12 protein-coding genes and 1 pseudogene are annotated in these 12,358 nt (G+C 70.3%); 10 read left to right on the top strand and 3 right to left on the bottom strand.

The window, feature by feature from the left end; genetic code table 11:
• On the bottom strand, window positions 1-939 hold a 939-nt coding region (locus BN11_RS14145), incomplete at its 3' end, for a M48 family metallopeptidase (protein WP_157044386.1).
• A 134-nt stretch (window positions 940-1,073) separates the two neighbouring features.
• Between BN11_RS14145 and BN11_RS21355 the strand changes: the two genes are divergently transcribed.
• From BN11_RS21355 to BN11_RS25240, 10 genes and pseudogenes are all read left to right on the top strand, one after another.
• Window positions 1,074-1,727, top strand: coding sequence for a VOC family protein (locus tag BN11_RS21355; RefSeq protein ID WP_053084116.1), 654 nt, complete (start codon window positions 1,074-1,076; stop codon window positions 1,725-1,727).
• A gap of 82 nt (window positions 1,728-1,809) precedes the next feature.
• On the top strand, window positions 1,810-3,666 hold the full coding sequence (lepA, locus tag BN11_RS14135; protein WP_048698646.1) for a translation elongation factor 4: 1,857 nt from the start codon (window positions 1,810-1,812) through the stop codon (window positions 3,664-3,666).
• Between the two features lie 7 nt (window positions 3,667-3,673).
• The gene (locus tag BN11_RS14130; RefSeq protein WP_157044169.1) at window positions 3,674-4,120 is read left to right on the top strand and encodes a hypothetical protein; all 447 of its coding nucleotides are present in this window, start codon (window positions 3,674-3,676) and stop codon (window positions 4,118-4,120) included.
• Between the two features lie 27 nt (window positions 4,121-4,147).
• Window positions 4,148-4,969 (top strand): AraC family transcriptional regulator, encoded by an 822-nt coding sequence (locus BN11_RS14125; RefSeq protein WP_048698644.1) that lies wholly within the window; start codon window positions 4,148-4,150, stop codon window positions 4,967-4,969.
• 75 nt (window positions 4,970-5,044) lie between these two features.
• The gene (locus BN11_RS14120) at window positions 5,045-7,912 is read left to right on the top strand and encodes an ABC transporter permease (RefSeq protein WP_157044168.1); all 2,868 of its coding nucleotides are present in this window, start codon (window positions 5,045-5,047) and stop codon (window positions 7,910-7,912) included.
• A 177-nt stretch (window positions 7,913-8,089) separates the two neighbouring features.
• Window positions 8,090-8,695: pseudogene (locus BN11_RS14115) on the top strand (4Fe-4S dicluster domain-containing protein); the annotation flags it as partial.
• Window positions 8,692-9,855 carry an NrfD/PsrC family molybdoenzyme membrane anchor subunit gene (gene nrfD / locus BN11_RS14110; protein ID WP_201329268.1) on the top strand — a complete coding sequence of 388 codons (1,164 nt, stop codon included), beginning with the start codon at window positions 8,692-8,694 and terminating at the stop codon, window positions 9,853-9,855. The pseudogene BN11_RS14115 and the gene nrfD, both read left to right, overlap by 4 nt.
• 144 nt (window positions 9,856-9,999) lie before the next feature.
• A complete protein-coding gene (locus BN11_RS25250) occupies window positions 10,000-10,173 on the top strand; it encodes a hypothetical protein (protein WP_235435484.1) in 174 nt (57 codons plus the stop codon).
• Entirely contained in the window at window positions 10,174-10,545 is a 372-nt protein-coding gene (locus tag BN11_RS25245) for an MFS transporter (protein WP_053084115.1), read from the top strand.
• The gene (locus BN11_RS25240) at window positions 10,542-11,006 is read left to right on the top strand and encodes an MFS transporter (protein ID WP_235435483.1); all 465 of its coding nucleotides are present in this window, start codon (window positions 10,542-10,544) and stop codon (window positions 11,004-11,006) included. Before BN11_RS25245 ends, BN11_RS25240 begins: the two co-directional genes overlap by 4 nt.
• Before the next feature lie 47 nt (window positions 11,007-11,053).
• On the opposite strand, the gene selD is transcribed toward BN11_RS25240, so the two are convergent.
• Both selD and BN11_RS14095 read right to left on the bottom strand, forming a co-directional pair.
• Window positions 11,054-12,046, bottom strand: a complete 993-nt coding sequence (gene selD / locus BN11_RS14100) for a selenide, water dikinase SelD (protein ID WP_048698639.1) — start codon at window positions 12,044-12,046, stop codon at window positions 11,054-11,056.
• Between the two features lie 40 nt (window positions 12,047-12,086).
• A partial coding sequence (locus BN11_RS14095) for a SelB domain-containing protein (protein ID WP_048698637.1) occupies window positions 12,087-12,358 on the bottom strand: 272 nt, incomplete at its 5' end.

Raw genomic sequence — 12,358 nt, 5'->3', positions numbered from 1 at the left:
CGGCGGCAGGCCGGGATGCGCGGGCGGCATACCCAGCAGTTTGGGCTCTCGCGGCCGCCAGACCAGCCGGCCCGGCGCCGACCGGTCCCGCAGTGCGTGCGCGCGCCAGGCGAGCACCGGGTGCGAGGCGAGGGCGTTGACGAGCCAGATGAAGAAGCCCTTCTCCTGTTCGGCCCGGTCGGCGATGGCATTGATGTCGACGGTCGGGTTGAGGTACTTGCCGACGGCGAGGGTCTGCATCGCCGGGGCGCTGCCGCGCGCGCAATACGCATAACCGAAGTTGTCCGCTGTGTACTCCTGTGCGCGGGAGAGGACCGGCCCGACGAAGGGCACGATCTGCGACCCGAAGATGCCCAGCCAGCGCCAGTAGGACGCGTGCCCCGCGGCGATATGGCCCACCTCGTGGCCGATGATGAACCGCAGCACGTCGGGGTTCTTCAGGCGTCCGCCGACCTCGAACAGGTCGCTGTAGACGAAGATGAACCGCCGGAAGCCGTGCCCGGAAGCCGCCGCGTTGATCATGCCGTTGCCGAGCACGACATAGGCGTCGGGCGCCTTCTTCATGCCGAAGGCCGCGGCGGCCTCCTGGAGCATGGCGTAGGCCTCGGGGTATTGCGTGGGAGTGATCTTGACCCCACCGACCCGCAGCCGGGCCATCAGCTGCCCGCGCATCAGCCACAGCACGAGCGGCGCCAGCGCGAAGAGCAGCGAATAGATCCCCGGCTCCCGCCCGTTGCGCAGAGCGTCGACGACCGATCCGATCGAGACGCTCATGACGATCAGTGAGACCAGCACCGCGACGATCAGGGTGAGGTTCTCGAGGGGGTGGCGCAGCACTCCGCGGATCTCCCGCCGGCGCGCGTCGTCGAACGGCGGCGCCACCGGCACCATCCCCGGCGGCGGTGCCGGCGGCATCGCGGGGGGCTGTTGGATCGTCATACGGCTGGCTCCTCCTGCTCCCTCTCCCCAACGGGCGGGCACAACCGATCATTCCGCATGCGGGCCGGGCGCCCGCGGGCGGAGGCGGCGTTCACGGCATACCCTTCGGCGGGTATGGGAGGAGGGGAGCGGTGATGATCGAACAGATCGCCCGGATCGAGGTGCCTGGCGCCGGTCCCGAGGCGTATGCCGTCCTGGGCGGCGTCCCGCAGGCGCTCGTGCGCCCGGGGGAGCGAATGATCCTCGGGTTCGGGGCGGCCGACCCGGGGCCGGCGCGGCAGCAGCTGCGGCGCCGCGGGCTCGAGGTGGATGGTGAGACGGTGCTGGTGGGTGGTATGCCGGTCGCGATCCTCGCCCTGACCGACCAGCCGGAGTGCGACCTGACGCTCGATCACGTCGTGGTGCACACCTCGGACGCCGAGCGCGCGGTCGCCGACTTCGGCGGCCGGCTCGGGCTGGACCTGCGCCTGGACCGGCATGCGGCGCAGGGGTCGGCCCGCATGCTGTTCTTCCGCTGCGGCCCGGCGGTGGTCGAGGTCGTGCAGCCGACGGGTGATGCACCGCATGACGGCCCCGATGCATTGTGGGGCGTGGCTTGGCGCACCCCAGACCTCGACGCCACCGTCCGTAGGCTGGCCGCCGGGGGGATCGCGGCCTCGCCGGTCCGGACCGGCCGGAAGCCGGGCTCGCGGGTCTGCTCGTTGCGGGAGCGCCGGCTCGGGCTGCCGACGCTGCTCATCGAGCACACAGACCGGTCGAGCGCCGACCGGCCCGGTGACGGCCGGTGAGCGGATGATCCTGGGCGGACCCGGCGGCATGGGAGACTAGGGAGTCAGTCTTGATCGTCCCGCCACGAAGGAACCGCCAGCCGTGTCACCCCGCGCCCGCGCCGCGCTGCAGCCGCACGCCACGCCGCCGGAGTTGATCCGCAACTTCTGCATCATCGCCCACATCGACCACGGCAAGTCCACGCTGGCCGACCGGATGCTCCAGCTGACCGGCGTCGTGGACGACCGGGCGATGCGCGCGCAATATCTCGACCGGATGGACATCGAGCGCGAGCGGGGCATCACGATCAAGTCGCAGGCGGTGCGGATGCCGTGGGAGATCGACGGGACGACCTATGCCCTGAACATGATCGACACCCCCGGGCACGTCGACTTCACCTATGAGGTCTCCCGCTCTCTCGCCGCGTGCGAGGGCGCGGTCCTCCTCGTCGACGCGGCCCAGGGCATCGAGGCCCAGACCCTCGCCAATCTCTATCTGGCGATGGAGAACGACCTGACGATCATCCCGGTGCTCAACAAGATCGACCTGCCGGCCGCGCAGCCCGAGAAGTATGCGGCGGAGCTGGCCGGTCTCATCGGGTGCGACCCCGAGGACTGCCTGCAGGTATCCGGCAAGACGGGGGTGGGTGTCGAGGCGCTGCTGACCGAGATCATCCGTCAGTTCCCCGCACCCGTCGGCGATCCCGACGCCCCGGCCCGGGCGATGATCTTCGACTCCGTCTACGACACCTATCGCGGCGTCGTCACCTATGTCCGGGTGGTCGACGGCAACCTCAACCCGCGCGAGCGGATCGCGATGATGTCGACCAAGGCCCAGCACGAGCTGCTCGAGATCGGGGTCATCTCCCCGGAGCCGGTTCCCGGCAAGGGACTCGGCGTCGGCGAGGTCGGCTATCTGATCACCGGCGTGAAGGATGTGCGCCAGTCCCGGGTCGGCGACACCGTCACCAATGCGAGCAAGCCGGCAGCGCAGGCCCTCGGCGGCTATCGCGACCCGAAGCCGATGGTCTTCTCGGGTCTCTATCCGATCGACGGGTCCGACTATCCCGATCTGCGCGAGGCGCTCGACAAGCTCAAGCTCAACGACGCCGCCCTCGTCTACGAACCGGAGACCTCCGCGGCGCTCGGGTTCGGCTTCCGGTGCGGCTTCCTCGGCCTGCTCCACCTCGAGATCGTCCGGGAGCGTCTCGAGCGCGAGTTCAACCTCGACCTGATCTCCACCCAGCCCAATGTCGTCTATTCGGTGACGATGGAGGACGGGTCGGTCGTCACGGTGACCAACCCGAGCGAGTTCCCGGGCGGCAAGATCGCCGAGGTCCGCGAGCCGGTGGTGCGGGCGACGATCCTCGCACCGAGCGAGTTCATCGGCGCCATCATGGAACTGTGCCAGAACAAGCGCGGAGCGCTGCGGGGGATGGACTATCTCTCCGAGGAGCGGGTGGAGATGCGCTACACCCTGCCCCTGGCCGAGATCGTCTTCGACTTCTTCGACCAGCTCAAGTCCCGCACCCGCGGCTACGCCTCCCTCGACTACGAACCCGACGGGGAACAGGTCGCCGACCTGGTCAAGGTCGACATCCTGCTGCAGGGGCAGACGGTCGACGCCTTCAGTGCCATCGTGCACAAGGACCGGGCCTACGGCTACGGCACGATGATGGCCGGCAAGCTCAAGGAGCTCATCCCGCGCCAGCAGTTCGAGGTGCCGATCCAGGCTGCTGTCGGGGCCCGGATCATCGCCCGCGAAAACATCCGTGCCATCCGCAAGGACGTCCTGGCCAAGTGCTACGGCGGTGACATCACCCGCAAGCGCAAGCTGCTGGAGAAGCAGAAGGAGGGCAAGAAGCGGATGAAGAACATCGGCACCGTCGAGGTGCCTCAGGAGGCCTTCATCGCCGCCCTCACCTCCGACGGGTCGTCCGCGGAAAAGGGAAAGAAGTAGGGGGCCGATGAACGCATCCCAGCCTGGCTGGTACACCCAACCCGATGGGACGATGCGCTATTGGGACGGTATGCAGTGGGTCGGCCCACCCCGGCCCGCCTGGCCCCAGGATGCCGCCCCGCGCCCCCCGGCATACGGCGAACCGGGGCACATCCAGCCGTATGCCGCCGCCGGCTACCCGCCGCCTGCGGGCTACGCGCCGCCGTACGGCGGGGTCGCCCCGAAGAACCCCGGCATCTCGCTGCTCGCGTCCTTCTTCGTCCCCGGGCTGGGCACGATGATCAACGGCGAGGTCGGCAAGGGCGTGGCCATGCTCGTCCTCTACGTCGTCGGCATCCCACTGGCCTTCGTGCTCATCGGGATCCCGCTGATGTTCGGTGTATGGATCTGGGGGATGATCGACGCCTACACGGGCGCCCAGAACTGGAACCGGCGCCACGGCATCTGGAGCTAGGCCGCCGCGTCTCCTACGCTGGCAGTCATGACCGAGCCGGTCGAGGAGTATGCCGAGGCGCCCCTGCCCGCTGCATTGCGCCCCTTCGTCGCCTCGATGGTCGGCTATCGCCTGGCCGGCTTCCCACCGGGAGTGCATGTCGGTATGCCGTCGCGTCACCTGACGGTGATCCTCGCCTTGGATTCGGGAATCCGGGTGTCCGGCAACGGTATCGGCAATGAACCGCGCCGCTTCGGGGCGCTGCTGGGCGGGCTGCATAGCAGCCCGGCGCACGTCTACCACGACGGCACCCAGTTCGGTGTCCAGCTGGCGCTGACGCCGCTCGGGTCGCGGGCCCTGCTTCGCGCGCCCGCAGCGGCCTTCGCCTCGGGCCTGGTCGAGATGGACGATGCGGTGGGCGGGGTGGGGGAGCGGCTGCGGGAACTGTTGGCGCTGAGCGACGGATGGCCGCGCCGCTTCGACCTGCTCAGCCGGGAGTTGCTCGCTCTCATCGATGACCGCCGCAGCGTGGACGCGCCGACCGCCGCAGCCTGGGCGATGTTGGCCGGCAGCCGCGGCCGGATGCCGGTCGCTGCCGTCGCTGAAGCCGTCGGCTGGAGCCGCCGCCACCTCACCACCCGCTTCGCTCGGGAATTCGGGCCGACGCCCAAGCTCGCCGGGCGGGTGCTTCGCTTCGAGCACTCCCGAGAGCTGCTCGGGCGGATCCCGTTGGCGGACATCGCAATCCGTTGTGGGTATGCCGACCAGAGTCACCTGGTGCGAGACTGGCGCGAGTTCGCCGGGGCCAGTCCCACGCAGTGGTTGCGCGACGACGCCCTCGCCCGGGTTGGAGACACACCCGCAGCCTGACTGGACCATCCGCCATACCGGGTATACGCTCGCGTGCTGGGTAGATACCGAGTATGGGGAGGCGTTGAGCGCGACGTGAGTGCGACCACGGCAGGGGCCGGCAGCGGGCTCGGCAGTTGGCGAGGCTCGTGGGCGGTGGCGTTGCGGATGGCGCGGCGCGAGGTCCGCCGCCACCGCGGACGCAGCCTGCTCGCGCTCTCGATGGTCGCGATCCCGACGGCGCTCCTGACCTTCGCGCTCACGCTCTATCCGACGAGCCCGATCACCGGCCCCGAGCGCATCCCGTACGAACTCGGCAACGCCGTCGCCGTCTTGACCACGCCCGGCAGCGATCAGATCGTGCAGGACCCAGAGGCCACACAGACGATGCCGGCAGGGTTCTCTGCCACGGGTCCAGGGACGACGACCCGGTCGGCCCAACCGCTCCCTGGCCTGGCGAAGGGCAGCACGCCCGCCCCCGGACAGCTGGCCACGGCGATGGCGGCCCAGTTCGGTGGCCGGGTGGTTCCCACGACGCAGCTGCAGGTCTGGATTCTCGACGGTGACCGGTCACGCCGGGTCGACCTGGTGGCCACGCCCGATCCCGAGGCGAAAGGCGGCGGTCTCGACTTGGTGTCCGGGCGCTGGGCGTCTGGGCCGGAGGAGGTGGTGGTCACCCAGACTGCCGTCGACAAGGGCCTGGTGCCCACGAGTGGCACGCTGCTCCTGGACTCGACACCGGCGCGGACCTTGCGAATCGTCGGTGTCGCGCAGGCGCGCAGTTCCTGGGGCGCACCCCTGGCCGGCCTCATCGCCCCGGACGCCCTCGGGGAGCAGGTCGACAGCTATATGACGAGCTACGCGCTCTACCGAGATCAGCCGTTCACCTGGCCGCAGGTGCAGCAGGCCAACACATTCGGCATCTCCGTCCTGTCGGCCGACGTGCTGCGCAATCCACCCCCGAGTGGCGAGATCGACCCCGATTTGCGCGACATGATGTCCATGGACGACGGCCGCAATGCCGGCCTCGTCGTCGCGGGGGGGGGGATCCTGCTGATCATCGTCACCCTGCTGGTCGGGCCGGCATTCGCCGTGAGCGCGGCGCGCCAGCGACGGACGCTGGCGCTGGCCGCGAGCAATGGGGCGACCACCAAGCAGTTGCGCCGGACCGTGCTCTCCCAGGCCGTCGTCCTCGGGGCACTCGCCGCTGTCGCCGGAGCCGTGATCGGGGTGCTCGCGGTGCCGGCCGTCACGCACTGGATCATCCCGGTCTGGACGCCGTGGACCGGCGGGCCCATCGACATCCCGTGGACTCACGTGCTCGGGATCATGGCCGTCGCCATGCTCTCTGCGCTTGTCGCGGCCCTGGTCCCGGCGCAACGACTGGGACGGCTCGACATCGTCGGGGTGATGAAGGGGCAGGAGGTCTCGCCGCCGCCGTCCCGCGTGGTCTTCCTGCTGGGTCTGGCCGGCGCGATCCTCGGGGGGATCGTCCTGTTCTACGGCATCATCACTCACGCCTCCGAGGTCTTCATCGTCGGCGGTGCCGTGTTGCTCATCGGCGGCGCGTTGCTGTTGGTGCCCACCCTGCTCGGACTCGCCGCTCTCGGCTCCCAGCACTTGCCCGTGTCCTTGCGGCTGGCCAGCCGCGATGCCGCTCGCCAGCGGTCGCGATCGACGCCCTCGGTCGCCGCCGTCGTCGGCGCCGTGGCCGCGCTGACGATGATGGGCGTCGGTCTGACCAGCGACACCGAACAGCAACGCCGCGAATATGTGCCGAACGCCCTGGACGGCGAGGCCATCGTCTCCCTCGACGTGTATGGCTCCGACGGCGCCCCACGACGCGTAGACGACGTGGTGGCGCGCACGACGGAGACGATCAAACGCACCACGCCCGGCCTGGTCGTGGTGCCGCTGGCGCAGGTCACCGGCGGCCACGTCTTCGCCGGCCCGGGTTCCGACCCGAAGGCGGTCTGGCCGTTCGTCAACTATCGGCCGCAAGGCTGCACGACCACCGAATCCATCTCGGGGGATCCGGATGCCCCGGCGGTGGATGGCGTCCCCAAGTGCACCCAGTTCGGCACCCACGCGTGGTCCGGGCACGGCCAGATCGGCGTGCTCCCGCTGGCCGAGTTGGATCGCCGCTTCCACCTGACCGACAACGAGCGCACGGTGCTCGATAAGGGTGGGGCCCTCGCGTTCACGCGCGCCGCCCTTCCCGCCTCGATCACCATGGTCAGCGGCACCTTGCGCGTCGACTCCGACACCGGGGAATTCACGGACATCACGGAGCGGGCAGCCGACACGCTGCCAGTGGCCACCCGAACGCTCGACCTCGCGGCGCTGCCGGCACTGCCCCGCGATTGCGGCCTCTTCGTCACTCCGGACACTGCCACGGCGCTGGGCTGGGCCACCACCACTGACGCCATCGGCCTCTACGACCCCGCGGGCCCGATCAGCAGCGCGGACGCGGATCGACTGAATGCCGCCATGACGGACTCCTCCTATGTCGAGGTCGAGCGCGGCTTCCAGCGCGCGGACCAGCTGATCATGGGGATCCTTGTCGGCATCTTCGCCTTCCTCATCCTCGTCATCACCTTGACCTCGACCGCCTTGTCGATGGCCGAACAGCAGCGTGACGACGCCACACTGGCCGCGGTCGGGGCGACCCGCGGCACCCGGCGGGCGATGGCCGCCGGGCAGGCCATCGTCATCAGCCTGCTCGGCGCGCTCATCGGGGTGGCCGTCGGGCTGGTCCCCGGGATCGCGATCACCTTCCCGCTCACGGGCAACACCCAGTGCGACCGCCTGACGAATATGTGTCAGGAGGGCTACGCCCACCCGATCATCAAGATCCCGTGGCTGTGGCTGGGACTCCTCGTGGTCGCCGTCCCGCTCACCGCGGCCCTCGTGTCGGCCCTCGCCGTCCGGCGCGCCCCCACGATGACCCGCCGCGCGACCTGACCCTGGCCCCACACCCGACCCCGGCCCCACACCTGCGCGGTGGCACCCGAGTCGAGTGAGCGCGACACGCCCACAAATGGGCTCGATCCTGGGCGTGTCGCGCTCACTCGACCGGGGGAGGAGGACGCCTCGGCGATGCAGTGGGCCGCCGAACAGGCCCTGGCGGAGGGCACCGTCCCGGACTTCCGCTGGCTCATCGCCAGCGACGTCTGCAAACACTGCACGCACGCGGGGTGCCTGGATGTCTGCCCGACCGGCGCGCTCTTTCGCACCGAGTTCGGCACGGTGGTCGTGCAGGACGAGGTGTGCAACGGCTGCGGCTACTGCGTGGCCGCCTGCCCCTTCGGCGTCATCGACAAACGCAAGGACCCGACCACGACGGGCGCGGCACGTCAGGTCGAGATCGGCATCGCCAACAAGTGCACCCTGTGCTACGACCGGATCTCTCTCGACGCCAAGCCGGCGTGCGCTCAGGCGTGCCCGACAACGTCGATCCAGTTCGGCGACCTGGACGAGATGCGCGAGCGCGCCCGGGAGCGCGTGGAAGCGTTGCACGCCAACGGTTTCACCGAGGCGCGGCTCTATGGGGCCAACCCCAACGACGGGGTCGGGGGCACCGGGTCGGTCTTCCTGCTGCTGGACGAGCCGGAGGTCTATGGCCTGCCGCCGGACCCGATCGTGACCACGCACGACCTGCCCGACATCTTCCGCAAGGCCGGCCTCGCCGGCCTGACGATGCTCGCCGGAGCCGCGGTGAGCTTCTTGGGACGAGGCAACTCATGAGTGACGCGGAGGAGCTGAGAGCCGACGACAGCACGAACGGCCCTGTGCCGCAGCCCGATACGGACGCGGGGGAGTCGGGGGCGGTGACCGCGCCAGCGGCCGCGCCAGTGCGCCGTCGCCGGCGGCGACGCGACGACATCATGGTGCCCGACGCGGCGTTCGACTCCTACTACGGGCGGTCGGTGGTCAAACCCGCGCCATGGGACTACAAGATCCCCACTTATCTCTACAGCGGCGGTCTGGCGGCGGGCTCGGCGCTCGTCGCCGTCGGCGCGGAGATGACGGGCCGGACTCTGCTGCAACGCAATGCGCGGCTGACGGCGCTCGGCGCGCTCGGCGTGAGCACCGTCGCGCTCGTCGCCGACCTCGGCCGGCCCTCGCGGTTCGTCAACATGCTCCGGGTGATGAAGCTGACCTCCCCGATGAGCATCGGCAGCTGGATCCTCGCCGGATTCGGCGCCTTCACCGGGGTCGCGGCCGCGTCCGAGGTGGCGAAGTTCGTCATCAAACCCGACAGCGCGATCAACCGCTACCTGCCGATCGTCGACCGCGGCGCGAGCATCGGTGCCGGATTCTTCTCGGCCCCGCTCGCGGCATACACCGCAGTCTTGCTGTCCAACACCGCGACCCCGACGTGGCACGGGATCTATCGCGAACTGCCCTTCGCCTTCGTCGGCTCCGGCATGGCCGCCGCCGGCGGCGCCGCGATGGTCACGACGACGACGCGACAGACCGCGCCGGCCCGGCGGATGGCCCTCGGCGGCGCCGCACTGGAGTTGACCGCCTTCCGGCTGCTGGAGCACAACGCCGGGCTCGTAGGGGAGCCGCTGCCGCAGCTGCGGCAGGGCAAAGCCGGGCAGCTGCTGGGGGCGAGCACCGCGCTCAGCCTCACCGGCATCGGCCTGACGGTGCTCGCGGGCCGCTGGCGGCCGGCGGCGGTGCTCGCAGGCCTGGCCTTCAACGGGGCGTCGGCCACCTTGCGGTTCGGGGTATTCCACGCCGGCATCGAATCGGCCAAAGACCCGAAATACACGGTGGTGCCGCAGAAGGAGCGCATCGCCGCCCGGGAGGCGCAGGCCGCGCTGTCCTGGTCCTCCAACGCCTCGACTCCCGGCGCCCTCCGTCCCCCTACATCGCAGTCCCCCCAGGAGTTGGCATGACCGAACCGTTGCAACGACGACGAAAAGCCGCTGGCTGATCCTGCTCGGCGGCGTGCTCGTCCAGCTGGCCATCGGCGCCGTCTATGCCTGGAGCACCTTCAGCAAGGCGCTCGTCGCGCCCGAGTCGGCGATGCACCTGACCAAATGGTCGCGGCCATCCCCTTCGAGGTCGCCATCGGGATGATCTTCGTCGGGGCCTTCATCGGCGGCAAGATCCAGGACCGCCGCGGGCCACGGACGGTCGCGCTCGTCGGTGTCGTTATCTATGCCATCGGCATCATCCTCAGCTCCTTCGCCCGCGAGCGCAGCGACCTGTAGATGCTCATCCTCGGCTACGGCGTGCTCAGCGGCTTCGGTCTCGGCATGGCCTATATCGTCCCGATCGCCATGCTGCAGAAGTGGTTTCCCGACAAGGCCGGCCTGATCCCCGGCATCGCCGTCGGCGGCTTCGGCGCCATCATCACCTCGCCCGTCGCCGGCGCGTTGATCGCCAACGACAAGGCCTACCCGACCGCGCCCTTCCGCATCCTCGGCATCGCCTACCTGATCGTGGGCGTCCTCGGCGCGCTCCTGTTCGCCAACCCGCCCAAGGGCTACCGCCCACCCGGCATGGCCGTACCGGCGGCGACACCACCGGGAGCGCGACCGTCGCCCAGACCGGGGTGCGCGACTCGGCCATCGCCGGCATGAGTGCCGCCAGCGCCGCGACCTTCGTCGGGATCATGGGCCTGTTCAACGGATTCGGCCGCATCCTGTGGGCGGCGCTCTCGGACCGGATCGGCAAGATGCCCGCCTTCGTCGGCATCCTGGGCATCCAGGGCCTCGCGCTGCTCGCGCTGCCGCACGCGGGGTCGGTCGCGCTGTTCTGGATCCTCGCGGCGATCATCGACACCTGCTACGGCGGCGGTTTCTGCACCATGGCGTCGACGGCCGGGAAGTTCTTCGGCGTCACCCACGCGGGCGGGATCTACGGGCTGATGCTCATCGCCTGGTCGATCGGCGGCGTCGTCGGCCCGCTGCTCGTCAGCTCGCTCGCCGGTTCCGACAACAACTACACCCTGGCCTTCACCGTCGTCGGCGTCCTCGCCCTCATCGGCGCCGCCATCCCGCTCATCACCAAGCAGCCCGCCAAGCCCGCGCTGACCGAGTAGCGCCCCGCCGCCCGCGTCGCAAGGGCTCCTGGCGACGGGGTGGCCGGTCAGGGGATCGTGATGCGCGGCCCGGAGCCGGTATGCCGTGTGGTCTCGCCGATGACGGGCGCGCCGGGGATCTCGCCGACGATCAGCAGGCCGCCGGAGGTCTGGGCGTCGGCGAGCAGCAGGAGGTCGTCCTCGCTGACCCCGGGGGCGGCGTCGAGGTGGGGGCGGACCCAGTCGAGGTTGCGCCGCGACCCGCCCGGAACATAGCCCTCGCGCAGGCTCGCCACGGCGGCCTCGAGGACGGGCACGGCCGCCCGGTCGATCCGCGCGGAGACCCCGGAGGCGCGGCACATCTTGAACAGATGCCCCAGCAGCCCGAAGCCGGTGACGTCGGTGGCGGCGCGCACGCCGGCTGCCAGGGCGGCGGCCGACGCGGCGTCGTTGAGCTGGGTCATCGTCGCGATCGCCTCGGGGAAGATCTCGCCCGTGGCCTTGTGCCGATTGCCCAGGATCCCGACTCCGAGTGGTTTGGTCAGACTGATCGGCAATCCCGGCTCCGCAATGTTATTGCGCAGCAACCGGTCCGGGTCCGCGACGCCGGTGACCGCGAGCCCGTAGATGGGCTCCGGCGCGGTGATGCTGTGCCCCCCGGCGAGCGGTATGCCGGCCCCCTCGGCGATGTCGGCGCTGCCACGGAGCACGTCAGGGATGAGGTCGGTGTCGATGACGTCGACGGGCCAGCCGAGCAGGTTGATGGCCAGCACGGGCTTACCGCCCATCGCATAGACATCCGAGAGGGCATTGGCGGCCGCGATCCGTCCCCAGTCGTAGGCCGAGTCGACCACCGGGGTGAAGAAGTCGGCGGTGGAGATGACGGCCTGGCCGCCGGCGATGCGCACCACCGCGGCGTCGTCGCCGGTGTCCATGCCGACGACCAGGTCGGGGTGCGTCGCGCCGTTCAGTCCGGCGACGATGCCCTCCAGCTGGGCCGCCGGGATCTTGCACGCGCAACCCCCGCCGGCCGCGAACTGGGTCAGCCGGGTCTCAGTCATGACGTCGTCCTTACGTGGTGAATACGGTTGTGGCCCAGTCTCATCGCACGACCTCACGATGGCCGGCGTCCAGGCGCCGGGTCCAGCCGCGCTGGTCGAGATGCTCCAGCAGGGGGATGGCCACCCGGCGCGTGGTGCCCAGCGCCTGGCGCGCCTGGCTTGTCGTGAACGGCTGAGCAAGGGCGGCGAGGATGCGCATCGCCTGGGCCGGCCCGGTCGGGAGCAGCACGATGTCATCGGGCAGCCGCACGAGACGGCCCAACGCTTCCGCGGCGGCGAGCTCGCGCGGCCCGAGGCCGGCCGCGGCCAGAT

The organism is Nostocoides australiense Ben110 (assembly GCF_001050535.1).
GTDB classification, from domain to species: domain Bacteria; phylum Actinomycetota; class Actinomycetes; order Actinomycetales; family Dermatophilaceae; genus Nostocoides_A; species Nostocoides_A australiense.
This window is presented reverse-complemented; position numbering and strand designations above follow the sequence as displayed.

Coding starts and splice junctions, on each gene's coding strand:
- BN11_RS21355 (WP_053084116.1), top strand. CDS start 1,074: ATGATCGAACAGATCGCCCGGATCGAGGTGCCTGGCGCCGGTCCCGAG.
- BN11_RS25245 (WP_053084115.1), top strand. CDS start 10,174: ATGCTCATCCTCGGCTACGGCGTGCTCAGCGGCTTCGGTCTCGGCATG.
- selD (WP_048698639.1), bottom strand. CDS start 12,046: ATGACTGAGACCCGGCTGACCCAGTTCGCGGCCGGCGGGGGTTGCGCG.
- BN11_RS25240 (WP_235435483.1), top strand. CDS start 10,542: ATGAGTGCCGCCAGCGCCGCGACCTTCGTCGGGATCATGGGCCTGTTC.
- BN11_RS14125 (WP_048698644.1), top strand. CDS start 4,148: ATGACCGAGCCGGTCGAGGAGTATGCCGAGGCGCCCCTGCCCGCTGCA.
- BN11_RS25250 (WP_235435484.1), top strand. CDS start 10,000: ATGGTCGCGGCCATCCCCTTCGAGGTCGCCATCGGGATGATCTTCGTC.
- nrfD (WP_201329268.1), top strand. CDS start 8,692: ATGAGTGACGCGGAGGAGCTGAGAGCCGACGACAGCACGAACGGCCCT.
- BN11_RS14130 (WP_157044169.1), top strand. CDS start 3,674: ATGAACGCATCCCAGCCTGGCTGGTACACCCAACCCGATGGGACGATG.